This is a genomic window from Streptomyces sp. NPDC029138, from assembly GCF_055564375.1.
On record NZ_JBVHWM010000005.1, the window covers coordinates 172568 to 195834 of the forward strand.

21 protein-coding genes, 1 tRNA gene and 1 pseudogene are annotated in these 23267 nt (G+C 72.4%); 7 read left to right on the forward strand and 16 right to left on the reverse strand.

Annotated features, from left to right (window positions below; genetic code table 11):
- Window positions 1–93: 93 nt before the first annotated feature.
- Together ACZ4WH_RS07785 and ACZ4WH_RS07790 are read left to right on the forward strand one after the other, a co-directional pair.
- Window positions 94–540, forward strand: coding sequence for an organic hydroperoxide resistance protein (locus tag ACZ4WH_RS07785; protein ID WP_468177692.1), 447 nt, complete (start codon window positions 94–96; stop codon window positions 538–540).
- Window positions 541–620: 80 nt separating this feature from the next.
- Entirely contained in the window at window positions 621–1781 is a 1161-nt protein-coding gene (locus ACZ4WH_RS07790) for a serine hydrolase domain-containing protein (RefSeq protein ID WP_468177694.1), read from the forward strand.
- Window positions 1782–1815: 34 nt separating this feature from the next.
- Here the strand turns inward: ACZ4WH_RS07790 and ACZ4WH_RS07795 are convergent, their stop codons facing one another.
- From ACZ4WH_RS07795 to ACZ4WH_RS07815, 5 genes are all read right to left on the reverse strand, one after another.
- The gene (locus tag ACZ4WH_RS07795) at window positions 1816–2091 is read right to left on the reverse strand and encodes a DUF1876 domain-containing protein (RefSeq protein WP_468177696.1); all 276 of its coding nucleotides are present in this window, start codon (window positions 2089–2091) and stop codon (window positions 1816–1818) included.
- A 78-nt stretch (window positions 2092–2169) separates the two neighbouring features.
- The gene (locus tag ACZ4WH_RS07800) at window positions 2170–3015 is read right to left on the reverse strand and encodes an EamA family transporter (protein ID WP_468177698.1); all 846 of its coding nucleotides are present in this window, start codon (window positions 3013–3015) and stop codon (window positions 2170–2172) included.
- Window positions 3012–3500 carry a YbaK/EbsC family protein gene (locus ACZ4WH_RS07805; RefSeq protein WP_468177700.1) on the reverse strand — a complete coding sequence of 163 codons (489 nt, stop codon included), beginning with the start codon at window positions 3498–3500 and terminating at the stop codon, window positions 3012–3014. The genes ACZ4WH_RS07800 and ACZ4WH_RS07805 overlap by 4 nt, the downstream gene beginning before the upstream one ends.
- A 134-nt stretch (window positions 3501–3634) precedes the next feature.
- The gene (locus ACZ4WH_RS07810) at window positions 3635–5839 is read right to left on the reverse strand and encodes an MMPL family transporter (protein WP_468177702.1); all 2205 of its coding nucleotides are present in this window, start codon (window positions 5837–5839) and stop codon (window positions 3635–3637) included.
- A gap of 104 nt (window positions 5840–5943) precedes the next feature.
- Window positions 5944–6546: a TetR/AcrR family transcriptional regulator gene (locus ACZ4WH_RS07815; protein WP_468177704.1), complete on the reverse strand. Its 603-nt coding sequence runs from the start codon at window positions 6544–6546 to the stop codon at window positions 5944–5946.
- Window positions 6547–6727: 181 nt separating this feature from the next.
- Here ACZ4WH_RS07815 and ACZ4WH_RS07820 point away from each other — a divergent pair, with 181 nt between their 5' ends.
- Complete coding sequence (locus ACZ4WH_RS07820; protein WP_468177706.1) at window positions 6728–10054, forward strand: S41 family peptidase; 3327 nt, start codon at window positions 6728–6730, stop codon at window positions 10052–10054.
- Between the two features lie 182 nt (window positions 10055–10236).
- On the opposite strand, the gene ACZ4WH_RS07825 is transcribed toward ACZ4WH_RS07820, so the two are convergent.
- From ACZ4WH_RS07825 to ACZ4WH_RS07840, 4 genes are all read right to left on the reverse strand, one after another.
- Window positions 10237–10461 (reverse strand): hypothetical protein, encoded by a 225-nt coding sequence (locus ACZ4WH_RS07825; protein WP_468177708.1) that lies wholly within the window; start codon window positions 10459–10461, stop codon window positions 10237–10239.
- Window positions 10462–10549: 88 nt separating this feature from the next.
- Window positions 10550–11434: an SDR family oxidoreductase gene (locus ACZ4WH_RS07830; protein ID WP_468177710.1), complete on the reverse strand. Its 885-nt coding sequence runs from the start codon at window positions 11432–11434 to the stop codon at window positions 10550–10552.
- Window positions 11431–12384: an alpha/beta fold hydrolase gene (locus ACZ4WH_RS07835; RefSeq protein WP_468177712.1), complete on the reverse strand. Its 954-nt coding sequence runs from the start codon at window positions 12382–12384 to the stop codon at window positions 11431–11433. The genes ACZ4WH_RS07830 and ACZ4WH_RS07835 overlap by 4 nt, the downstream gene beginning before the upstream one ends.
- Window positions 12381–13910 carry a flavin-containing monooxygenase gene (locus ACZ4WH_RS07840; RefSeq protein ID WP_468177714.1) on the reverse strand — a complete coding sequence of 510 codons (1530 nt, stop codon included), beginning with the start codon at window positions 13908–13910 and terminating at the stop codon, window positions 12381–12383. The genes ACZ4WH_RS07835 and ACZ4WH_RS07840 overlap by 4 nt, the downstream gene beginning before the upstream one ends.
- A gap of 177 nt (window positions 13911–14087) precedes the next feature.
- Here ACZ4WH_RS07840 and ACZ4WH_RS07845 point away from each other — a divergent pair, with 177 nt between their 5' ends.
- Both ACZ4WH_RS07845 and ACZ4WH_RS07850 read left to right on the forward strand, forming a co-directional pair.
- Entirely contained in the window at window positions 14088–14705 is a 618-nt protein-coding gene (locus ACZ4WH_RS07845; RefSeq protein WP_468177873.1) for a MerR family transcriptional regulator, read from the forward strand.
- A 143-nt stretch (window positions 14706–14848) separates the two neighbouring features.
- Entirely contained in the window at window positions 14849–16189 is a 1341-nt protein-coding gene (locus ACZ4WH_RS07850; RefSeq protein WP_468177716.1) for a recombinase family protein, read from the forward strand.
- Window positions 16190–16251: 62 nt separating this feature from the next.
- On the opposite strand, the gene ACZ4WH_RS07855 is transcribed toward ACZ4WH_RS07850, so the two are convergent.
- Window positions 16252–17046, reverse strand: a complete 795-nt coding sequence (locus ACZ4WH_RS07855) for an exodeoxyribonuclease III (RefSeq protein WP_468177875.1) — start codon at window positions 17044–17046, stop codon at window positions 16252–16254.
- Window positions 17047–17135: 89 nt separating this feature from the next.
- Here ACZ4WH_RS07855 and ACZ4WH_RS07860 point away from each other — a divergent pair, with 89 nt between their 5' ends.
- Window positions 17136–17612: a GNAT family N-acetyltransferase gene (locus tag ACZ4WH_RS07860; protein WP_468177718.1), complete on the forward strand. Its 477-nt coding sequence runs from the start codon at window positions 17136–17138 to the stop codon at window positions 17610–17612.
- A 229-nt stretch (window positions 17613–17841) separates the two neighbouring features.
- Window positions 17842–18585, forward strand: a pseudogene (locus ACZ4WH_RS07865) (DMT family transporter); the annotation flags it as partial.
- Window positions 18586–19006: 421 nt separating this feature from the next.
- Here the strand turns inward: ACZ4WH_RS07865 and ACZ4WH_RS07870 are convergent.
- The 6 genes from ACZ4WH_RS07870 to moaC form a co-directional block, all read right to left on the reverse strand.
- The gene (locus ACZ4WH_RS07870; protein WP_468177720.1) at window positions 19007–19912 is read right to left on the reverse strand and encodes a LysR family transcriptional regulator; all 906 of its coding nucleotides are present in this window, start codon (window positions 19910–19912) and stop codon (window positions 19007–19009) included.
- Between the two features lie 69 nt (window positions 19913–19981).
- A tRNA-Ala gene (locus ACZ4WH_RS07875) sits at window positions 19982–20055 on the reverse strand.
- A gap of 90 nt (window positions 20056–20145) precedes the next feature.
- Window positions 20146–21405 carry a divisome protein SepX/GlpR gene (gene sepX, locus ACZ4WH_RS07880; RefSeq protein WP_468177721.1) on the reverse strand — a complete coding sequence of 420 codons (1260 nt, stop codon included), beginning with the start codon at window positions 21403–21405 and terminating at the stop codon, window positions 20146–20148.
- 177 nt (window positions 21406–21582) lie between these two features.
- The gene (locus ACZ4WH_RS07885) at window positions 21583–22221 is read right to left on the reverse strand and encodes a GNAT family N-acetyltransferase (RefSeq protein ID WP_468177877.1); all 639 of its coding nucleotides are present in this window, start codon (window positions 22219–22221) and stop codon (window positions 21583–21585) included.
- Window positions 22218–22721 carry a MogA/MoaB family molybdenum cofactor biosynthesis protein gene (locus tag ACZ4WH_RS07890; protein ID WP_468177723.1) on the reverse strand — a complete coding sequence of 168 codons (504 nt, stop codon included), beginning with the start codon at window positions 22719–22721 and terminating at the stop codon, window positions 22218–22220. The genes ACZ4WH_RS07885 and ACZ4WH_RS07890 overlap by 4 nt, the downstream gene beginning before the upstream one ends.
- Window positions 22718–23227, reverse strand: coding sequence for a cyclic pyranopterin monophosphate synthase MoaC (gene moaC, locus ACZ4WH_RS07895; RefSeq protein ID WP_468177725.1), 510 nt, complete (start codon window positions 23225–23227; stop codon window positions 22718–22720). The genes ACZ4WH_RS07890 and moaC overlap by 4 nt, the downstream gene beginning before the upstream one ends.
- Between the last annotated feature and the right edge of the window lie 40 nt (window positions 23228–23267).

Below are 23267 nucleotides of genomic sequence, written 5' to 3' on the forward strand. Positions count from 1 at the left end.
GGTTGCGCACCCCCTGCCGGTCCACCCTGCCCTACTGGCCAGTACCTTGTGCACGATGCACTTGCGCGCCACTTGTTCCGGGGGAGGCCGGCCATGACCGAGGGCACCGCTGCCGACACGCGTCCGATGAAGATCATGTACGTCGCCGAGGCCACCGCCCACGGCGGCCGGGACGGCTATGTCACCAGCCATGACGGCCGGATCAAGCTGAAGGTGGCGATGCCTCCGGAGCTGGGCGGCGACGGCGACGGCACCAACCCGGAGCAGCTGTTCGCGGCCGGCTACAGCTCCTGCTTCCACAACGCGCTGATCCTCGTCGGCAACCGCGAGGGCTACGACCTGACCGGCTCCACCGTGGCCGCCAAGGTCGGCATCGGCCCGAACAAGCACCGCGGCTACGGCCTCGCGGTCGCCCTCAGCGTCTCCCTGCCGGTGCTGGACGCGGAGGTGGCGGCCCGGCTGGTGGACGCGGCGCACGACGTGTGCCCGTACTCGAACGCGACGCGCGGCAACATCGACGTAACGATTCTGTTGGGCTGATCCCACCGAGGAATCGCAGGCGCGCACCCCACGTTGCACCCACCGTCGCAGGAAACAGAAGAGCGGAAGGGGCGGCGGACGTGGACGTGAACGGCACTGTGGCCGAGGGCTTCGAGCCGGTCAGGGAGGCGTTCGCCGCGAACTTCGCGCTGCTCGGCGAGCGCGGGGCGGCCGTCGCCGTGTACCGGGACGGACACCGGGTCGTGGACCTGTGGGCCGGCACCAGGGACGTGGACGGAACGGCCCCCTGGGAGCCCGGGACCGCGCAGATCGTGCGCTCCGCCACCAAGGGCGTCGCCGCCGCCGCGCTGCTGCTCCTGCACCAGCGCGGCGAACTGGACCTGGACGCCCCGGTCGGCGCGTACTGGCCCGAGTACAAGGCGGCCGGCAAGGAGCACACGCGCGTACGGGACCTGCTCGCGCACCGCGCGGGCGTGCCCGTGCTGGACCGCCCGCTGACCCCGGCCGAGGCCGCCGACCCCGACCTGGGCGCCGCCGCCGTCGCCGCTCAGGCGCCGGTGTGGGAGCCGGGCACGGACCACGGCTACCACGCCCAGACCTACAGCTGGCTCACCGGCGAACTGCTCCGCCGGATCACCGGCCGCCCGGTCGGCGACTGGATCGCGGACGAGATCGCCGGGCCGGTCGGCGCGGACCTGTGGCTCGGCCTGCCGGAATCGGAGCAGGCGCGCGTGGGCCGCGTCGGGCCGGTGGACGCGCCCGAGACCGCGGGCGGCCTGAAGACCCGCCCCAAGCGGGCGGTGGCCGAGGCCTACGCCGACCCGGACTCCCTGACCCGCCGCGCGTTCGCCGCGATCACCCCGCTCCCCGACGAGAACGACCCCGGCTACCGCGCCGCCGCTCTGCCCGCCTCCAACGGCATCGCCACGGCCGACGGACTGGCCCGCTTCTACGCCTCGCTCATCGGCGAAGTCGACGGCGGCATCCGGCTGTTCACCCCGGAGACCACGGAACTGGCCCGCACGGAGCGGTCCGCCGGACCGGACCGGGTCCTGGTGGTGGGCACCCGCTTCGGCCTCGGCCACATGCTGCACGGCGCCGCGTCCCCGCTGCTCTCCCCCGGTTCCTTCGGCCATCCCGGACGCGGCGGCGCGCTCGGTTTCGCCGACCCGGAGACCGGCATCGCCTTCGGCTATGTCACCAACGGCTTCCGGCAGAGCGTGACGGCGGACCCGAGGGCGCAGGCGCTGGTACGAGCGGTCCGCACGGCGCTCGCCTGAGCCGCGCGCGCCCTCGGCGCACGCCGGGCGCGTGTCATACGTGGATCGGGTGCGAGGTCCGCCCGGACGCCTGGTCGATCTCCTCGTGGGCCTTGGTCAGCAGTTGCATGGCCAGTTCGTTGAGGGCACGGGCACCGGCGATCTCCTCGCCGACCCGGGGCTGGTTCGCGTCGACGTTGTGCCGGCTGGCCCGCCCGTGGGCCCGCACCTCGGAGCCGTCGGGCAAGCGCACCAGGGCCACCGCGCGCGTGTGCTGATCGTCCTCCATGAACTCCAGCTCGACGTGCCATCCCACAGGGGTGTGCATCATGACGACCACCTCCGAAAATCGCTGCTTCCAGGGTGCGCCACGGCACCCCGGCCCGTCATGTCGGCGCCGTGCGCCGCGCTAACCGGCCCGCAGCATCAACCCGATCCCCACGACCACCAGGCCCGCCGCCACGATCCGGGGCGCCCCGAAGCGCTCCTTGAAGAACAGGGCGCCGATGGCCGCGCCGACGATGATGGACGACTCGCGCAGGGCGGCGATGGGGGCGAGCGCGGCCCGGGTCTGGGCCCACAGCACCAGGGCGTACGCGGCGACGGACAGCGCGGCGCCGAGGAAGCCGAGGGCGGCGTACGGCCGGAGGAGCCGTACCGTGTCGGCACGCGCGCGTGCGTACAGGAACGCGGGCAGCACCGCCCCCTGGACGGCCATGAGCCAGGCGATGTACCCGAGGGAGGTGCCCGAGGCCCGCACGCCCAGGCCGTCGATGACCGTGTACGCGGCGATGGTCACCCCCGTCCCGAGGGCCGCGCCGATCGCGGCCCAGTCGGGCCGCTTCCCCCGCAGCCCCCACAGCCCGACCCCGCTGAGCCCCAGGCAGGACACGGCGATGCCGGCGCTCGCCCAGGCGCCGGGCACCTCGTGCGCGAAGACGGCGGCGAGGACGGTGACGACGAGCGGGGCGCTGCCGCGCGCGATGGGGTACGCCTGCCCGAAGTCGCCCAGCCGGAACGAGGTCATCAGCAGCGCGTAGTAGGCGATGTGCACGGCGGCCGAGGCGAACAGGTACGGCCAGGCGGGCCCCGCCGGGAACGCCGTGAACGGGGTCGCCGCGAGCCCGATCAGCAGCCCGCCGCCGGAGATCAGGGCGAAGCCGACGAGCTTGTCGGTGATGCGGTGCGCGATGGCGTTCCAGCTGGCGTGGGTGACGGCGGCGAGCAGGACGGCCGTCGCGACCAGCGGTGTCACGCGCGCTGCTCGCGCACGTCCACCAGTGTCGCGCCCGCGTGGGTGACGAGTTCCTTCGGCTCGATCGGGAAGACGGTGTACGGCGTGCCGGCCGCCGCCCACACCACATCGTGGGCGAGCAGCGAACGGTCGGCGAGGACACGCGTGCGCGTGCGGTGCCCGAAGGGCGGCACCCCGCCGATGGCGTACCCGGTGGTCTCGCGCACGAGCCCGGCATCGGCCCGGGTGACCTTCCCGGCCCCCAGTTCCCGCCGCACCCGCTCGACATCCACCCGCGAGGCCCCGTCCATGAGCACCAGCACGGGCACCCCGTCGGCCGCGAAGACCAGCGACTTGCAGATCTGGCTCAGCTCGCACCCGATGGCGGCGGCGGCCTCGGCGGCGGTCCGGGTCGCCTCGGGGAAGCTCCGGACCCGGGGCAGCAACTCCCCCAGCCCCGACTCCTCCACGGCGGCGGCGAAACGAGGATGAGCAGTCGTCGTCATACGCGCACGCTAGCGGGTCACCGTGGGACGGACGAAACGTATTCCGGGCGGGCGGTGACGGCAGAAAGCCGGTGAGGGTGCAGCCCCGTCCCCACGGGCACCCTCACCGGCCGCTCTGTGTCAGGAGCGGTACGTCAGGCGCGTACCAGCTCCTTCTCCTCCTCGCGCTCGGCGTGGGCGCGCAGGCCCTCGCCCTCCACGTCCACGTTCGGCAGCGCGCGGTCCAGCCACTTCGGCAGCCACCAGGCCCGCTTGCCGAGCAGGGCGAGGACCGCCGGGACGATGGCCATGCGGACGATGAAGGCGTCGAAGAAGACGGCGATGGCGAGGCCGAAGCCGATCATCTTGACCATCGACTCGCTGGAGCCGATGAAGCCGGAGAAGACGGCCATCATGATGACGGCGGCGGCGGTCACGACCCGCGCGCCGTGCTTGAAGCCCGTCACCACCGCCTGACTGGGCTTCTCGCCGTGGACGTACGCCTCCCGCATGCGGGTCACGAGGAACACCTCGTAGTCCATCGCGAGGCCGAAGACGACGCCCACCATGAAGATCGGCATCATCGACATGACCGGGCCGGTCTCCTCGACGTTCATCAGGCCCGACAGCCAGCCCCACTGGAAGACCGCGACCACGGCGCCGAGGGCCGCCATCACGCTGAGCAGGAAGCCGAGGGCCGCCTTCAGCGGGACGAGGATCGAGCGGAAGACCACGATCAGCAGGAGGAAGGCCAGGCCGACCACCAGCGCCAGGTACGGCAGGAGCGCGTCGTTCAGCTTCTGCGAGACGTCGATGTTCATCGCCGTCGAGCCGGTGACCAGGACCTCGGAGTCGGTCTCCCGGGCGATGTCCGCGCCCTTGTCGCGGATGGCGTGCACCAGGTCCTCGGTGGTGGTCGAGGACGGCTTGGAGTCGGGGACGACCGTGATCGTCGCGGTGTCGCCGGCCTTGTTGGGTGCGGCGGGGGTGACGGTGACGACGTCCTTGAGGCCCTTGATCTCGTCGCCGACCTTGGTGAACGCGGCCTTGGGGTCGGCGCTGCCCTTGGCGTCGACGACGACCATCAGCGGGCCGTTGAAGCCGGGCCCGAAGCCCTCGGAGAGGAGGTCGTAGGCGCGGCGCTGGGTGGTGGAGGTCGGCTGGGAGCCGTCGTCGGGCAGGCCCAGTTCCAGGGAGGCGGCGGGGATCGCCGCCGCGCCGAGGCCGATCACGCCGAGCAGCAGCACGGCGACCGGGCGGCGGACGACGAAGCTCGCCCAGCGGGTGCCCATGTTGGGGCGGCCCGGCTTCTTCGGCGTACGGCCGCCGCCGAGCAGCCTGCTCTTCTGGCCGGCCGGCTTGATCCTGCGGCCCGCGTAGCCGAGCAGCGCCGGGATCATGGTCAGGGCGATGAGGACGGCGATGGCGACCGTGCCCGCCGCCGCGATGCCCATCTTCGTCAGCATCGGGATGTTGACGACGGACAGGCCGACGAGGGCGATGACGACGGTGAGGCCGGCGAAGACGACCGCCGAGCCCGCCGTACCGACGGCCCGTCCGGCCGCGTCCTCGCGCTCGCGGCCCTCGGCCAGTTCGGCGCGGTAGCGGGAGACGATGAAGAGGGCGTAGTCGATGCCGACGGCGAGGCCGATCATCGATGCCAGGGTGGAGGTGGTGGAGCCCAGGTCCAGGGCGCTGGCGAGCGCGGTGATCGTGGAGACGCCGATGCCGACCCCGACGATGGCGGTGAGCAGCGGGAATCCGGCCGCGAGCAGCGAGCCGAAGGTGATGACCAGGACGACCGCGGCGACCGCGATGCCGATGATCTCGCTGGACCCGGTCTCGGGGGTGGCGCTCAGCGCGTCACCGCCGATCTCGACGGTGAGGCCCGCGTCCCGCGCGTCCTGCGCGGCCTCCTTCAGGGCGTCCTTGGAGGAGTCCTCCAGCTCCATGCCGGAGACCTTGTACTTCACCGAGGCGTAGGCGACGGTGCCGTTCTTGCTGACGGCGTGCCCGGTGTAGGGGTCGGCGACGGAGGCGACCTCGGAGCCGCTTCCCAGCTCCTTGACGGTCTTCTTGACGGTCGCCTTGTTGACGGCGTCCGTCATCTTCTCGCCCTTCGGGGCCTTGAAGACGACCCGGGCGGTGGCGCCGTCGGCGCTCATCCCGGGGAAGCGCTGTTCCAGCAGGTCGAAGGCCTTCTGGGCCTCGGTACCGGGGATGGAGAAGGACGTGTTGCCGGCGGCCGGCGCGGACGCCGCGCCCACTCCGGCGAGGGTCAGCAGCGCGACCCATATGAGGGCGGCGAAGTGCCGTCGCCGGAAGGCGAGGCGGCCGAGTTTGTAGAGGAACGTGGCCACGGAGGCGTACTCCCGGTCAGGTCGTTGGGTTCAGCTGGGCAGGGGTGATCAGCCCGACGACGTGAGCGGTGACGTCAGGTGGTGGGCTTGCTGGGGAAGAGCGTTCAGCTCGCGGGAACGCCGAGGGCGGGGAGGACCACGGCGTCGATGTACGAAAGGAGGAAGTCCTGCGTCGGCGGCTGCTCGTCGATCATGGTGCGGGCGGCGAACCCGCCGATCATCATGTGCATCACGAACCCGATCGCGGGGTTGTCCGCACGGACCTCGCCCCGGTCGATCGCCCGTCGCAGCACGCGGTGGAACTCCGCCATCTCCGGCTCGATGAGATGCTCCCGGAACGCCTTGAGCAGATCCGGGTTGCCGTGCACCGCCATGGCCAGGCCCCGCATCAGCGCGGAGCTCTGTTCCATCTCGCAGTCGTCCGCGCGCATGGTGAGCGCGTGCAGATCGCCCTTGAGCGAGCCGGTGTCGACGTCCCCGGCCCGGCCCGGCTTGTTGTGCCGCACGGCCTTGGCGACCAGTTCGGCCTTGCCGCCCCACTGGCGGTAGAGCGTGGCCTTGCTGGACCGGGTGCGGGCGGCCACGGCGTCCATGGTGAGGGCGTCGTAGCCGACCTCTCGGAGCAGGTCGAGCACGGCCTCGTACAGCTCGGCCTCGCGCTCGGGTGTGATCCGGCTACGACGTGCCGCCACAACAGCTTCGGTCATGCCCGTCACCTTCCCACTCCGGAGCCTTCTTCTTCGTACATCCATGAAGATACCCCGAGCATCAGCGAAACGAAACAGTTTCGTACGTGTGCTGGGTCACGAAGGTGAAGGGCCTGTAAGGAACGGGACAGCGCGGGCCCCACAAGTTGCTCGCGCCCTTTGACCGGAAAAGCATGGGGACGTGAGCTATCTGCGCCTTCCCCACCTCAGCGGCGACCTGCTGTGCTTCGTCGCGGAGGACGACCTCTGGCTGGCCCCCCTCGACGCCCCGGGCCGCGCCTGGCGGCTCACCGCGGACCGCACCAAGGCCGGCCACCCGCGCTTCTCGCCCGACGGCCGCCGGATCGCCTACACGACCTGGCGCAGCCTCGTCCCCGAGATCCACCTCGTCGACGTCGACGGCGGCCCCGCACGCCAGTTGACGTACTGGGGCAGCGCCGACACCCAGGTGTGCGGCTGGACCCCGGAGAGCGACATCCTGGCGGTGGCCTCCCACGGCCAGCCCTTCTCCCACTTCACCTGGGCCTACAAGGTCCCCGCCGACGGAGACCCGGGCGGGCGGCTGCCCTGGGGCCCGGTCGCCGACATCCAGGTCGCCGACATCGCCGGCGAGTGCAGGACGCTGCTGCTGACCGGCACCCCGCCGCACGAACCGGCTTCCTGGAAGCGGTACCGCGGCGGCGCCATGGGCCGCCTGTGGCTGCACGGGCGGCGCCTGCTGCCGGACCTCGACGGCCATCTGGCCTGCCCCGTGTTCGTCGCCGGCCGGATCGCCTTCCTCTCCGACCACGAGGGCGTCGGCAACCTCTACTCCTGCGCCTACGACGGCACCGACCTGCGCCGCCACACCGACCACGACGCCTTCTACGCCCGGCACGCCTCAAGCGACGGCGACCGGGTGGTCTACCAGTGCGCGGGCGACCTGTGGCTGGTGGACGACTTCTCCCCGGGCGGGGTGCCGCGCAAGCTCGACATCCGGCTCGCCGGACCGCGCACCGGCCGCCGCCGCTACCAGGTGCCGGCCGCCCAGAACATCGACGGCATCTCCGCGGACGAGACCGGCCGGGCCAGCGCGGTCGTCGTCCGCGGCAGCCTGTACTGGCTCACCCACCGCGACGGCCCGGCCCGTACGATCACCGACACGCCCGGCGTCCGGGTCCGGCTGCCGGAGATGCTGGGCTCCACCGGGCAGGTCGCCTACGTGACCGACGCCGAGGGCGAGGACGCCGTCGAGATCGCCCGCCTGCCCCGCGCCACCGGCGCCCGCGCGCCCCGACGGCTGGCCTCCGGCGCGCTGGGCCGGGTCCTGGAGATGGCCTGCGACCCCCAGGGCGAACGCCTGGCCGTGGCCTCGCACGACGGACGGCTGCTGCTGATCGACGTGCCGGAGGAAGGGGAGACGGAGCCGGAGGAGGGGGCGACGCAGCCGGAGGAAGGGGAGTCGGGGCCGGAGGAAGGGGCGACGGAGCCGGGCGGCGCGGAGGCGGGGGCCGGGATCACCGAGCTGATCCGGTCCATCAACGGCCCGGTCCGCGACCTCGCCTTCTCCCCCGACGGCTCCTGGATCACCTGGTCGCACCCGGGCATCGGCCGCTCCCTGCGCAAGATCAAGCTGGCCCGGATCAAGGACCGGCTGATCGTGGACGTGACGAACGGCCGCTTCGAGGACGAGAACCCGGTCTTCACCCGCGACGGCCGCTACCTCGCCTTCCTCTCCTGGCGCGGCTTCGACCCGGTCTACGACGTGCACACCGGCGACCTGTCCTTCCCGCTCGGCTGCCGCCCGTACCTCGTCCCGCTCTCCTCGGCGACCCCGTCCCCGTTCGCCCTCAACCCCGAGGGCCGCCCGGCCGCCGGCGGGCTCGATCCGCTGGAGGACGAGGAGACCGGCGAGGCCGGCGCCGTGATGGTCGAGGTCGAGGGGCTGGCGAACCGGGTCACGCCGTTCCCGGTGATCGCCTCCAAGTACTCCGGGCTGTACCCGGTCGCGGGCGGCGGCCTGGTCTGGCTGCGCTGGCCGATCTCCGGCGCGCTCGGCGAGACCTTCGTCAATCCTGCCGACATCAGCGGACGCCCGACCCTGGAGTACTTCAACATCACCAAGGCGAAGAAGTCCGAACTGGTCGACCACCTGGACTGGTTCACGGTGAGCGGCGACGGCACCCGGCTGGTCGTCGTGGACGAGGGCGACCTGCGGGCGGTGCCCTCGACCGAGGTCGGCGACGCCGACTCGACCGTCTGGATCGACGTACGCCGCATCCTGCACCAGGCCGACCCGCCCGCCGAGTGGCGCCAGGCCTACGACGAGGCGGGCCGCCTGATCCGCGCCTACTTCTGGGAACCGGGCATGTGCGGCATCGACTGGGACGCGGTGCTCGACCAGTACCGTCCGCTGGTCGAACGGGTCGCGTCCCCCGACGAGTTCGCCGACCTGCTCCGCGAGGTCCTCGGCGAGCTGGGCACCTCGCACGCCTACGTCACCGCCGCCCGCCGCAACGAGGGCCCCCCGCACTACCAGCGCTGGCAGGGCCTCCTCGGCGCCAACTTCGTCCGCCGGGACGGGCGCTGGGTGGTCAAGCGCATCCTGGCCGGCGACTCCTCCGACTCCAAGGCCCGCTCGCCGCTGGCCGGCACGGGCATCCGCGAGGGCGCCGTCCTGACCCACGTCGACGGCCGTCCGGTCGACCCGGTGGCGGGCCCGTACCCGCTGCTGGCCGGCTCGGGCGGTACGACGGTGGAGCTGACGTTCACACCGTCCGAGGACGAGACGGGGCACGCCCGCCGGGTCGCCGTCGTCCCGCTCATCGAGGAGCGTCCGCTGCGCTACCAGGACTGGGTGGCCAAACGCCGCGAGGTCGTGCGCGAGTTGAGCGGCGGCAGGTGCGGCTACCTGCACATCCCCGACCTGGGCGGCTCCGGCTGGGCCCAGTTCAACCGCGATGTGCGCATGGAGGTGTCCCGGCCCGCGCTGATCGTGGACGTGCGCGGCAACGCGGGCGGGCACATCAGCGAACTCGTCATCGAGAAGCTGACCCGGACGATCCTGGGCTGGGACCTGACCCGGGACGCGCAACCGGTGTCGTACACCTCGAACGCCCCGCGCGGCCCGGTGGTCGCCCTGGCCGACGAGGCGACGTCCTCCGACGGCGACATGATCACCGCCGCCTTCAAGCTGCTGAAGCTCGGCCCGGTCGTCGGCCAGCGCACCTGGGGCGGAGTGGTCGGCATGACCGGCCGGCACCGCCTCGGCGACGGCACGGTCATCACCGTCCCGATGAACGCGGCCTGGTTCGACGCCTACGGCTGGTCCGTCGAGAACCACGGTGTCGCCCCCGACCTGGAGATCCTGCGCACACCCCTGGACTGGGCCGAGGGCCGCCACGCCCAACTGGCCGACGCGGTGGAACTGGCCCTGGAACTCCTGGAGTCCAACCCGGCGGCGATCCCCCCGACCTACAGCGACGTCCCGAACAGGTCCCGCCCGAAGCTGCCCCCGAGGGCTACGTGACATGCTGCCCCCAAGGGCAACGTGACACCAAGGGATGCGCTTCCGGGGGCGCGGGGAACTGCGCGGCAAGCCACCACGCACCGGCCCCCGAGGAGACCACCGAACCACCCCCGGAACCAACGCAGGGTGCCCTCCTGGAAGAAGGGCACCCCACGTCAACCGGCCAAAGCCGAGCGCAGCGGTCAGGCGTCGTAGTCCCGGTCGAGCCGGTCCTCCATCTGCTGCTCCGTGTCCTCGATGTCACGGTAGTTCTGGCCGCCCCGCTCCGGCGGCTGCTGGCCCTGACGGCCCTGCTGCTGACCCTGGCGGCCCTGCTGCTGACCGCGCTGGCCGGTCTTCTCGCGGCCCTGGTCCATCTTCTCCTTGGCCTGGCGCGACTTGTCCTGGAACTGGTCCTTCATACCCATGTGGGTTCACTCCCGTGATGAGTGGGGGTCCGGCCCCTCGGTGGGGCCTCGACCAGATTCACACGGGCGAACACAGCCTGCATGTCGATCAGTTACTGTGCGTAGCGCGGGCCGCCTCATCGGCCGCCCCACCTGCGCCGACGAGCCCCGAGCGCATGCCCTGGAGACGGGGCGCGAACCGCTTCATCTCGCGCTGCCCGACCGTCCCGATGAGCGCCGGCAGATATCCGCGCACGCCCTGCATGCCCCGCAGCCACCACTGCCCGTACACGTGCGCCGAGCGCCGCTCGATCCCGGCGACGAGCCGGTCCACCGCCGGACCCAGCGGGTAGGTCTTGTTGGACGGCCACGGCAGCCGCTGCCGCAGCTCCCGCATGACGTCGTCCTGGTCGGCGCCGCGCACCATGTCGGTGTCGGTCCAGGACAGATACGCGACGCCGACGCGGACGCCCTGGTAGCCGACCTCGGCGCGCAGGCTGTGCGCGTACGCCTCCACGCCCGCCTTGGACGCGCAGTACGCCGTCATCATCGGCGCGGGCGTGATCGCGGCGAGCGAGGCGACCTGGAGCAGATAGCCGCGGCTCTCCACGAGCACCGGCAGGAACGCCCGCGCGGTCACCGCCGAACCGATCAGATTGACCTCGATCACCCGCCGCCACGCCTGCGGATCGGAGTCGGCGAACGGACCGCCCGTCGCCACACCGGCGTTGGCGACCACGATGTCGACCTTCCCGAACCGCGCCTTCACCTCCTCGGCGACCCGGCTCATCGTCGCGTGGTCGGTGACGTCCGCGTACCAGTGGGCGCTGTCGCTGTGCAGACGCCCGCAGACCTCCTTGAGCGCCTCCTCCTCCAGCCCGACCAGCGCCACCTTCGCGCCGCGCGCGGACAGTTTGCGCGCCAGCAGCTCACCGACGCCGCGCGCCGCTCCCGTGACGACCGCGACCTGCCCTTCGAGGCTGACCCTGCTCATGCGCCCTCCTTGATCTGCGCGGGGGTGGAACCGTGCTCGGGGACGGCCCCCGTGACATATGTGCCGACGAGGTCCCGGATGCGGGCGGTCACCAGCTCCGGCGCCTCGATCGGGGTCATGTGGCCGACGCCGGGCAGCTCGGTGAGGCCGACGCAGTGCGGCAGCGCGGCGACCAGCGCGCGGGCGTGCACTGGAGGCGTGAGCCGGTCGGACGCGCCGTGCAGCACGGCGGTGGGCGCGCTCAACTGCCGTATGCCGTGGTCGAGATCGAGCGCCGCGAGGACGGCCGACCACGCGTGGCGCGCGGCGCGCGGGCAGGCGTGCACGATCCGCGCGCACGCCTCCACCATGTGCGGGGCGGAACCGGCGCCCATCGTGGCGTACTTGAGGATGCTCCGCGCGACCGGCGTGACCGGCCCGAGGGGCGCGCGGGAACCGAGGACGCGCCCGGTGATCCAGGTGCGCACGCGCCCGGCGCGCAACGGCACCACGCGCGACTCCGCGACCAGCCGTGAACTCCCCGTGCTGCACAGCAGGACGGCGGCGGCGTGTTCCCGGAAGCGGGGGCGCTCGGCCGCGGCCATGACCGTCATGCCGCCCATGGAGTGGCCGACGACGAGCGCCTTCTCCCCGCGCGTGAGGGTCTGCGCGAGCACCGCTTCCAGATCGTCCGCCAGCGCCTGGGTGGTGCAGGCGGGGCTCGCGGGACTGCGCCCGTGCCCCCTCTGGTCGTAGGCGATCACCCGGTGGTCGGTGGCCAGGTCCCGTATCTGGGCCGCCCAGAACGCCGTCGAGCAGGTCCAGCCGTGGGAGAGGACGACCGGCGGCGCGTCCTCGGGGCCGTGCACCTCGACGTGCAGCCGCGCGCCGTCGGCGGAGACGGCGGTGAGAGTACGGGCCGGGGCCGGCGGGGCGTAGGGGCCGGAAGTGACGTGGGGGCTCCGGCTCACGCGGCGGCCCCGCTCTTGCGGCCGGCCGGGCCGGCGCCAGGGCCGGACACCCGCGCGGGCTTCCGCAGGACCTCGTACTCCGCGAGGTCCACCCGCCGGGTGGCGCGCCGGAACTCGGTCGTCGTACCGGGCCAGATGGTGGTGTTGCGGCCGCTCGCGTCCAGGTACCAGCTGGTGCAGCCGCCGGTGTCCCACACGGTCCGCTTCATGCGCTCCTGCACCCTGTGGTTCCAGGCCTCGACGGCGGCGGGCCGGGCGTCGAGAGCGGTACGGCCGCCCAGGACGTCGAGCTGGCGCAGATAGTCGGCCATGTAGTTCAGCTGGGACTCGATCATGAGGATCATGGAGGAGTTCCCGAGGCCGGTGTTGGGCCCGATGATCGTCATCCAGTTCGGGAACCCGGCCGCCGAGGCGCCGCGCAGCGCCCGCATGCCGTTCTTCCAGGACTCCGCGAGCGTGCTGCCCTCCGCGCCGACCACCCGCTCGGCGATGGGCATGTCCGTGACGTGGAAGCCGGTACCGAAGATGATCGCGTCGGCCTCGGCCTCGGTGCCGTCCGCGGCGACGAGCGTCGACCCGCGGATCTCGCTCAGCCCGCTGGCGACGACGTCCACGTTCGGCTTGGCGAGCGCCGGGTAGTACTCGCTGGACAGCAGGATCCGCTTGCAGCCGATGCGGTAGTCCGGGGTGAGCTTGGCGCGCAGGGCCGGGTCCTTGATCGCGCGGGCCATGTTCCGCTTGGCGAGCTGTTCGACCAGGCCGAGTTCGTCCGGGCGCTTGGTGAACGCCTGCACCTGGAGTTCCCGGATGCCCCACAGCAGTCCGCGCCGGACCTGGGCGGTGACGGGCAGCCGCCGGTGCAGCCAGCGCTCGGCGCCGCTGATGGCGCGGTCCACGCGGGGCAGCACCCAGGGCGGGGTCCGCTGGAAGAGGGTGAGCCGGCCGACCTGCGGCTGGACGGCGGGGACGATCTGGATGGCGGAGGCGCCGGTGCCGACCATGGCGACCCGCTTGCCGCGCAGGTCGTAGTCGTGGTCCCAGCGGGCGGAGTGGAACACCTTGCCCGGGAAGGACGCGAGGCCGGGGATCTCGGGGATCTTCGGGTCGGACAGCGGCCCGGTGGCGGAGACGACGACGTCGGCGGTCAGCGCGCCACGGGTGGTCTCGATGTTCCACCGCAGGTGCTCGTCGTCCCAGGTCATCAGCGTGACCTCGGAGTCGAAGCGGAGGTGCGGGCGCAGTCCGAAGAGGTCGGTGACGTGCTCCAGGTAGGCGCGGATGTGCCGTTGCCCGGAGAAGGTGCGCGGCCAGTCGGGGTTGGGCGCGAAGGAGAAGGAGTAGAGGTGCGAGGGCACGTCACAGGCGCACCCGGGATAACTGTTGTCCCGCCAGGTGCCGCCGACGCTGTCGGCCCGCTCCAGGACGACGAAGTCGGTGATTCCCTCGCGGCGCAGCCGCACGGCGGCCCCCAGCCCGCCGAACCCGGACCCGATCACCGCCACCCGTACATGCTCGTGCTCGGCCATCCCGAAGCCTCCACGCATCGCCTAGGACTCTGCCAGTGAACACTGGCGCAATGGGACTGTAGAGCAGTCGCCTACTGGGCGGTAGGGGGCGGACGAAGGAAAGTTACCGGCGGTACGCCATAGGCTGCGGTCGTGGCAGAGGACGCAGAACACCCCGCGATCAGGCGCGAGTACCGCATGGAGGAGCTGGCCCGACTCGCGGGCATCACCGTGCGCACCCTGCGCTTCTACCGCGAACGCAAGCTGATCGCGCCGCCCCGCCGCGAGGGCCGTATCGCCTGGTACGACGACCACCATCTGGCCCGGCTGCGCACCATCGCGGCGCTGCTGGAGCGCGGCCACACCCTGAACGGCATCGCGGAACTCGCGGACGCCCTCGACCAGGGCCGCGATGTCGCCGACCTGCTCGGCGTCGGCGCCCCCACCGAGGAGGAGCCCGTCCGCCTCACCCCCGAGGAACTCGCCGCCCGCTTCGAGGGCGAGGTCACCCCCGAGAACCTCGCCGCCGCGCTGGAACTGGGCTACCTCGGCACCGACGGCGACGAGATCGTCCACATCAGCCGGCGCCTGCTGGACGTCTCCTCCGCGCTGGTCCGTGAGGGCATCCCGCTCGCCGAGGTGCTGGCGGCCGGCGCCCGCGTACGCGAACACGCCGACGCCCTGGCCGAACTCTTCGCCGACCTGATCCTGCGGCACGCCCCCGAGGAGGACCTGCCACGGCTGCGCCCGCTGGCCCGCAGCGTCGTGGAGGCGGAACTCTCACTGGCGCTGGACCGCCGGCTGAACAAAGGCTGAGACCTGATCATTCACTCCATCGGAGGAGCTTTCCGGCAAGCACGTACGCATGTCGACTCGATCTCCGACAGTGAGATCGAAAAGGCCCCGGCGGCTGTGCCAGCAGCCCCGGGGTACGGCCGACTCTGTCAAGGAGTGTCGACATGTCCCACCCTAGCCCGCACTCGGCTCCGCCCAACGGCGCCGAGCTGCTCCCCGCCGGACGTCCCCGGGCGTTGGCCGCTCTGCGTCTGAGTTGCGCGACCAGCGTGACGACGTCACCGGGTCGCCAGCGTTCCGCTGTCCAGCGCTGCGCGGACCACCTCGGCTTCCAGTTGGTCGCCGAAGTCTCGGACCTCGGCGTCTCGGCTCGTACGACGTCTCCGTTCGAGAGGCCGGCGCTCTCCCCCTGGTTGGAGCGGCCCCATGCGTACGAGGCGGTCATCTGGTCGCACGTGGACCGTGCTGTGCGCTCCGTGGAGCACATGACCGAGTTGATGGCCTGGGCTCGCCGACACGGCAGGACCCTCGCCTTCGGAATGCCCGAGGACGACGTCCCGCTCGTGGTGACGCCACTGGCAGGCGGCTCCGTCATCCGGCGCTGCATGGAGCTGGCCCGCGATGCCCAGCGGGAGGCCGAGACCATCTCCGCGCGCCTCACCAGTGCCCACGCCACCCTGCGCGAGGCGGGCCGCTACGGCGGCGGACTGGTGCCGTTCGGCTACCGGAAGGCACCCCACCCCTCGGGCAGCGGGTGGTGTCTGGCCCCAGATCCCGAGACCGTCTCCCTCGTACGGTCGCTGGTGAGCGAGGTGCGATCCGGGCGCTCGCTGATCGCCCTCGCACGCGAACTCAACGACCAGGGCGTGCCGGTCCCGCGAGACCGCCACGCCCAACTCCAGGGGCGCCGAACGGGGGGCCGCCGCCACGGACGCGACTTCGACCACTTCCGGTGGACGTCCGGCACTCTGTCCAAGGTGCTGCGCAGCCCGTCGCTCAAGGGCCACCGCACACATGGCGGCCAGACGGTCCGTGACGAAGCGGGTGCACCCGTGCTCATCGGGCAGCCCCTGCTGTCCGAGGCCGAGTTCGACGCACTGCAGGCCGCCCTCCAGGTCCGGTCGAACGGCACCCGCCGCCCCAGGCGCTCCACGTCTGCGCTGCTCATCGGTGTCGTGCACTGCCGGGGATGCGGCGGGCGCATGTACTTCGCCGCGCGCAAGGGCTACCCACACGGCGACTACGTGTGCCGAGCGACCGCTCGCGGTGACGTCTGCCCGGCACCGGCCGGTGTGCGCTCCGACTGGCTCGAGCAGTACACACTCGACTGCTGCCGCCGAGCGACAGGGAAGGAGGCCCCTGTGACCCGCGAGGACCTCCTCCACGACGGAGTCCGCGTCACCGTCGGCAAGGGCCGCCGTGGCGGAGGACCCGAACGGAACAGGGGACCGGAGGCGTCACGCCTGACCTTCACGATCGAGGGACGGGCCCCGCAGACCGGCTGAGACGACCGCTCTGGACCGCACGGGGGCCACGCCTGCCGGCAGGGTCTCGCGTGCGGCCGGCCTCACATCTCGAAGACCACCGTCACCGGCGCGTGGTCCGACCAGCGCTCCTCGTGGCTGGCCGCTCGCTCCACCACCGCCTTGACCGCACGTCGGGCGAGCCCGGGCGTCGCCACGGCAAGATCGATGCGCCAACCTGAATCGTTGTCGAAGGCCCGCCCCCGGTACGACCACCAGGTGTACGGACCTTCCGCGTCCGGGTGCAGGGCGCGGACGACGTCGACGTAGCCGCCCTCCTCGGCCGCGAACACCCGGCCGAGCCAGTCCCGCTCCTCGGGCAGGAAGCCGGAGTTCTTGGTGTTGCCGCGCCAGTTCTTGAGGTCGGCCTGCCGGTGGGCGATGTTCCAGTCGCCGCAGACGAGGACCTCGCGCCCGTCGGCGGCGGCCCGCTCGCGCAGCTCCTTCAGATGGGCCAGGAACTCGCCCATGAAGCGGACCTTCTCGTCCTGCCGCTCGGTGCCGACCTCGCCGGAGGGCAGATAGAGGGAGGCGACGGTGACGCCGGGCAGCTCGGCCTCGACGTACCGCCCGCTGCCGTCGAACTCGGCGGAGCCGAAGCCGATCCGGACCCGGTCGGGCTCGCGCCGGGTGTAGAGGGAGACGCCCGCGCGGCCCTTGGCGGCGGCCGGGGCGTGCACGACGTGCCAGCCCTCGGGCTGGCGGACCTCCTCGGGCAGCTGGTGCGGCTCGGCGCGCACCTCCTGGAGGCAGACGACGTCCGCCTCCGTCCCGGCGAGCCACTCCACGAAGCCCTTCTTCGCGGCGGCCCGCAGCCCGTTCACGTTCACCGAGGTCACAGTCAGCACCCGGGCACGATACCGGCACACTGGTCCGGGTCCACAAAATCCGGGACCCCCGCCGACTGCATAGAAGTACGATGCCCAGCATGATTATCCGCCGCGTTCGTTTCGATCACCCCGACGCCGTGAAGCTCAACGACGAGGTCCAGGCCGAATACCACCAGCGCTACGGCGACGGGGGCGACGCCACGGTCCTGGACGCCGCCGACTTCACCCCGCCCCGGGGCGTGTACCTGATCGCGTACGACGAGCGCGACCGCCCCGTGGCCACCGGCGGCTGGCGCAGCCAGGACCGCAACGAGGAGGGCAACGAGGACGGCGACGCGGAACTGAAGCGGATGTACGTCGTCGCGGAGATGCGCGGCCGGGGCCTGGCCCGGCGCGTGCTCGCGGCCCTGGAGGAGGACGCCCGCGCGGCAGGCCGGGTCCGCATGGTCCTGGAGACCGGTACCAAGCAGCCGGAGGCCATCGCCCTGTACACCTCCAGCGGCTACGAGCCGTGCGCCAAGTTCGGCTACTACCGCCACCACGAGGACAGCCTCTGCTACGCCAAGCGGCTCTGACTCCGGGTCCGCGAAGTCGCTGCTCAGGCGGCCCATCGACGGCTTCGATGGGGCCATCGGTCTCGTTGCCCAGCAGGCCGTGGACCGGGCCCGGCACCGGCCCGTAGCTTCGTGCGGCGCCGGCCGCACGCGGTGGCCGGCGGGACGGGGCTCCCGGGAGGGTGGCATGGGCACATCGGACAGGTCCGCGCGGCAGGAGACGCGCGGTGCGGTCGAACTGTCGGCGGCGATGCTGCTGTCCGGCACCATCGGCGTCTTCGTCGTGGAGTCCGGCGCCTCGCCGTTCACCGTGGTCTTCCACCGGTGCGTGTTCGGCGCCCTGTTCCTCGGTCTTTACTGCCTCGTGCGCGGCTTCTTCAGGAACCACGGGTTCACCCTGCGCAAGCTGGCCCTGGCCGCGCTCGGCGGCGTGTTCATCGTGTTCAACTGGGCGTTCCTGTTCGAGGCGTACGGCAGGACGTCCATCTCGGTGGCCACGGTCGTCTACCACACCCAGCCGTTCTTCGTGGTCCTGCTCGGCGCCCTGTTCTTCAAGGAGCGCGTCACGCGGCGGAAGGCGGGCTGGCTGCTCGTCGCCTTCCTCGGGCTCGTCCTCGTCGCCGGCGTCTCCGCCTCCGACCTCTCCGGTGACGGCGCCTACCTCGTGGGCCTCGGATACGCGCTGCTGGCCGCCCTCTTCTACGGCCTGTCCACGATCATCACCAAGCGCGTGACCGGCGTACGGCCCCATCTGATCGCCCTGGTGCAGGTCCTGCTCGGCATCCCGCTGCTGCTCCCCTTCACCCGGCTCGGCGAGAGCGCGCACCTCGGCACCGGCTGGGCCTGGCTCGCCGGCCTCGGCTTCCTCCACACCGGCGTCATGTACGTCCTGATGTACTCCTCGTACGGGAAGCTGCCCACCTCGAAGATCGCCGTCCTGGCCTTCGTCTACCCGGCCGCCGCGCTGATCTGCGACTGGGCCGTCTACGGCCACCACGTCAGCCTGCTCCAGGCCCTGGGCATCCCGCTGATCGTCGCCGCGTCCCTCGGCACGAACCTGGGCGGGCGCCGCGGAAAGCCGGCCGCACCTCTCGGCACCGCGTCGGGCCGACGCGAGCAGCCGGCCGCGCCCCTCGGCACCACCGCGGACGGAAGCGATGAGCCGTCCGTGTCCGTGCGGCCGGTCCGCGGGGCCGGTGAGGCTGTCCGACCGGGCGTCTCCGGGCGGCCGGTCTGCGGAGCCGGTGAGGCCGTCCGACCGGGCGTCTCCGGGCGGCCGGTCTGCGGAGCCGGTGAGGCCGTCCGACCGGGCGTCTCCAGGCGGCCGGTCTGCGGAGCCGGTGAGGCTGTCCGACCGGGCGTCTCCGGGCGGCCGGTCTGCGGAGCCGGTGAGGCTGTCCGACCGGGCGTCCGGTTCAGCCCGGGGTGCCCGGCGGGACGTCCTCCCGCATCAGCCGCGTCGCCTGCTCGACGAACAGCTTCAGTTCCCGGGACAGGCGCCGCCCGCCGCGCCAGGCCAGCTGCGTGTACACGGCGACCGGGGCGTCCCACGGCAGCGCCGTCATCTCGCCCTTCTCCAGTTCCGCGGCGACGGTGACCGTGGGAAGCAGCGAGACCCCCAGACCGGACGCGACCCCCTTCTTGATCGCCTCGATGGTGCCGAACTCCAGGAACGGCGCGGTGTACTCCGCGCCCCGCAGCTCCGCCTCGAACAGGTCGCGGTAGGCGCACCCGGCCTCGGTCGCCAGGACGGACACCGACCGCAGGTCGGCCGGCGACAGCTCCCGGCGTCGCGCCAGCGGATGGCCGGGGGCCGCGACGAGGGTCAGCGGCTCCTCGGCCAGCACCACCGTCTCCAGACCCGGATGCCGCGTCTCCTCCTCCAGCAGGAAGCCGATGTCGAAGGTGCCCTGGCGCAGCGCCTGCCGGGTGTCGGCGCACAGGCTCGGCCGCAGGGAGAGCCGAACCTTCGGATAGCGGTGGTGGAAGAACTCCAGCAGTGGGGGCATGCGGTAGGAGGTGATGCTCTCCATCGTGCCGATCACCAGCGTCCCCGACGGGCCGTCCCCGCCGGCCACATCGGCGCGCGCCTCCTCGACGAGCGCCAGGATCTGCTCGGCGTACTCCAGCAGCTTGTCCCCGGCGGGCGTGAGCCGGATGCGTCCGCCGAGCCGGTCGAAGAGGTCCGCCCCCAGCGAGGTCTCCAGCGCGCGGATCTGGGTCGTCACACTCGACTGGGCATAGCTGAGTTCCTCCGCGGCGCGCGTGAAGCTCAGCAGCGTCGCGACCTTCTGGAACGTCACCAGGTGGCGTATCTCCACGGTTGTCCCCCTCCCGGAAACGACGAAGATCCCGGCGGTCATGATGACCGACGGGATCTCGTCGTGCAGTGGACCTGAGGGGATTTGAACCCCTGGCCCCCTCGATGCGAACGAGGTGCGCTACCGGACTGCGCCACAGGCCCTTGCAACGAGTGAAACTTTAGCATCCCGATCGGGGTGCTTGGAAATCCGCTCCCTGACTGGTCAGGGTGGGGGTTCCGGGGTGACCCGGGTCACTCGTTGGCCGCGCGCGGGCGGTCGCCGTCCTCGTACTGGTCGAAGAGGGGCGTGCGTCCGCGTTCCCGTGCCCGGCGGGCGGCGGCCGCGGTGGAGGCCCCGCCGCGCGAGCGGGTCCGGGCGTGCGGGCGTCCGTCGCCGCGGCCGTCCGCCGCCTTGTCGCCCTTGTCCCCGGGGACCGGCTCCGGCTCGCGCGCCTCGGCCTGCGGCGCGTGACCCGCCTCCTGCTCCGGCACGACCGCGCTGGACCGCGCCGAGCTCCAGGTGTCGGGCGCCCCGAGATCCACGTCGGAGGTGGCGCGCGGAGCGACGGGCGCGGTCACGTAGGTCGGCAGCGGCACCGGGACCGGGTCCCAGCTGTCCCCGTGGCCGGGCCGCCGCTGCCGCTCGCGCTGCTGGTCGACCCACTCGGCGTGGTCGGTCTGCTCGACGAGGGCGCGTCGGTCGGCGGCGAGTGTGGACAGGCCGGTGCCGGTCTCGGTGGCCTGGCCCTCCTCCGGTTCCTCGGCGCCCGGCCCCGCCTCGAGTGGCGCGCGCCGGCGCGGCTGGCGCTCGCGCAGGCGCTGGGCGGCGGCCTCGGCACGGCGCCGGTCCATCTGGTAGGCGAACCGGCGGCGCTCCTGCGCCCGCAGGTAGGCGATGTACGCGCTGAGCAGCACGGCGGGCACGCCGGGCACCCAGAGGAAGGCGAGGCCGCCGACGGCGGCGACGATCGCGCCGAGCGTGAAGGCGAGGAAGAGCATCACGGTGGTGCGCCGACGGCGCGCGAGTACCTTCGAGCGCTGGGCGCGCGCCGCGGCCGTCTGCGCCGAGGGCACGCGTCGTGCTGCCGGTTCACGCTGCTGGGCCGGTGTGGACCCGGACGCGTGCACGGGTGCGGGGGCGGGCTGGGGCGCCGGCGCGGGGGCGGGGGCGTGGTCGCCTGCCGCTTCCGTCCCGCCGGGCGCCTCGGGCTCGGCCTCCTCGGCCGCCTGACGGCGGGTCGGAGGCACGGCGAAGGCCCGGACGTCCACCGAGTCGGTGACGGCGTCCGGATCGACGGCGTCCGGCTCCCCCTCCTGGGCGGAGCGCGCCCGCAGGTCCCTGGCGTACCGACGCTCCATACCCGCCCGTCCGGACAGCAGCCGGATGGCGGTGCTGAAGCGTTCCGTCGGACGGGCCTCGTTCAGCTCGTCCTGCCTACGGAGCCACATCGGCACCAAGTAGGCGGCCCAGGCCCCGACAATGACTGCGTAGATGAGGCCGCTGCTGCTCACGCTCACACCGTAGAGGGGTTTGCGTGAGGCCATCCGCCAATTGGGCCGGTGTGTCGCACGATCTGGCTCATATTTCCAGCATTTTTTGCGACCCTTGCGATCAGAGCACCACCGCAGCCGCGAAATTCAGCGCCCTGAGACGGTCACCAGCCGATCAATTTCGAACATATTTTCAATTCACTGGCTCTCGGTGCGCTGACTCCCCCGGGAGCGCGCCCGCCTCCACCGCGTCAGCAACCCGTCGGGCACCTCTTCCGCCGTGAGCGCGAAGACGAGGTGGTCGCGCCAGGCGCCGTCGATGTGCAGATAACGCGGCCGGAGACCCTCCTCGCGGAATCCGAGTTTCTCCACGACCCGCCGGCTCGGCCGGTTCTCGGGGCGAATGCAGACCTCGACGCGATGCAGGCCGACGGTGCGAAAACAGTGGTCCACCGCGAGCGCGACGGCCGTCGGCATCACCCCGCGCCCGGCCACCGCCTCGTCCACCCAGTAACCGACGTGCCCCGAACACATCGACCCCCAGGTGATCCCGGCGACGGTCAACTGCCCGACCAGCCGCCCCTCGTACTCGATGACGAACGGCAGCATCCGGCCGGCGTTCGCCTCGGAGCGCAGATGCCGGACCATCTGGCGGTAGGTCGGCCGGTGCGCGATCGGTCCGCTCGGCGTGGGCGGCGGGATGGTCGCCTCCCAGGGGCGCAGCCAGTCGCGGTTGCGCCGGTTCACCTCGCGCCAGGCCCGCTGGTCGCGCAGCTTTATCGGCCGGAGGACGACATCGCCGTCCGCCAGTACGACGGGCCAGGAAGGGCTGTTCAGCTCGCACCCCCCGTACTGCCGGGTCTCGGGTGGTCACCGCCGCGGATCTGGTCGACCGCGTGGGTCAGCAGGGGCTCCAGCACGGCGAGGCCGTCGCGCACCCCGCCGGTCGACCCGGGCAGGTTGACGATCAGCGTGCGCCCGGCCACTCCGGCCAGGCCCCGGGACAGCGCGGCGGTCGGCACCTTCTCCCGGCCGTACGCGCGGACGGCCTCCGCGATGCCCGGCACCTCGTGGTCGATCACCGCGCGGGTCGCCTCGGGGGTGCGGTCGGTGGGCGACAGGCCGGTGCCGCCGGTGGTGACGACGACGTCGTACCCGGACGCGACGCCCGCGCGCAGGGCCGCTTCCACCGGGTCGCCGTCGGGGACGACCTGAGGGCCGTCGACGTCGAACCCGAGGCTCCTGAGGCCGTCGGCGACCAGCGGACCGCCCTTGTCCGCGTAGACACCCGCGGCCGCCCGGTTGGACGCGGTGATCACCAGAGCGCGGTAGGTCATACCCGGCTCCAGTCGCCCGACTTGCCGCCCGTCTTCTCCTCCACCCGTACGTCCGTGATGACCGCCCCCTTGTCGACCGCCTTGACCATGTCGATCACGGTGAGCGCGGCGACCGTCACCGCGGTGAGGGCCTCCATCTCGACGCCCGTGCGGTCCGTGGTCTTCACGGTGGCCCGGATCTCCACGGCGTCGTCCGCGACCGACAGGTCCAGTGTCACACCGGACACCGACAACGGGTGGCACAGCGGGATCAGATCCGGGGTGCGCTTGGCGCCCATGATCCCGGCGATCCGCGCGGTGGCGAGGGCGTCTCCCTTCGGTACGCCCTCACCGCGCAGCAACTCGACCACGCGTGGTGCGACGAGGACGCGGCCGCTGGCGCGGGCGGTGCGCGCGGTCACGTCCTTCCCGGACACGTCGACCATGCGGGCCGCGCCCGCCTCGTCGATGTGCGTCAGTCGGTCCTGCACGGGTCCGGGGGTCTCCCCCCGGGAAGGCTGGCTCATGGCTGTGGCGCTCCTGGTCCGGGCCCGGCGCGGTGCGGCG

Coding starts and splice junctions, on each gene's coding strand:
- moaC (WP_468177725.1), bottom strand. CDS start 23,227: ATGAGCCAGCCTTCCCGGGGGGAGACCCCCGGACCCGTGCAGGACCGA.
- ACZ4WH_RS07795 (WP_468177696.1), bottom strand. CDS start 2,091: ATGATGCACACCCCTGTGGGATGGCACGTCGAGCTGGAGTTCATGGAG.
- ACZ4WH_RS07860 (WP_468177718.1), top strand. CDS start 17,136: ATGATTATCCGCCGCGTTCGTTTCGATCACCCCGACGCCGTGAAGCTC.
- ACZ4WH_RS07890 (WP_468177723.1), bottom strand. CDS start 22,721: ATGACCTACCGCGCTCTGGTGATCACCGCGTCCAACCGGGCGGCCGCG.
- ACZ4WH_RS07825 (WP_468177708.1), bottom strand. CDS start 10,461: ATGGGTATGAAGGACCAGTTCCAGGACAAGTCGCGCCAGGCCAAGGAG.
- ACZ4WH_RS07805 (WP_468177700.1), bottom strand. CDS start 3,500: ATGACGACGACTGCTCATCCTCGTTTCGCCGCCGCCGTGGAGGAGTCG.
- ACZ4WH_RS07815 (WP_468177704.1), bottom strand. CDS start 6,546: ATGACCGAAGCTGTTGTGGCGGCACGTCGTAGCCGGATCACACCCGAG.
- ACZ4WH_RS07840 (WP_468177714.1), bottom strand. CDS start 13,910: ATGGCCGAGCACGAGCATGTACGGGTGGCGGTGATCGGGTCCGGGTTC.
- ACZ4WH_RS07785 (WP_468177692.1), top strand. CDS start 94: ATGACCGAGGGCACCGCTGCCGACACGCGTCCGATGAAGATCATGTAC.
- ACZ4WH_RS07850 (WP_468177716.1), top strand. CDS start 14,849: ATGTCCCACCCTAGCCCGCACTCGGCTCCGCCCAACGGCGCCGAGCTG.
- ACZ4WH_RS07845 (WP_468177873.1), top strand. CDS start 14,088: ATGGAGGAGCTGGCCCGACTCGCGGGCATCACCGTGCGCACCCTGCGC.
- ACZ4WH_RS07830 (WP_468177710.1), bottom strand. CDS start 11,434: ATGAGCAGGGTCAGCCTCGAAGGGCAGGTCGCGGTCGTCACGGGAGCG.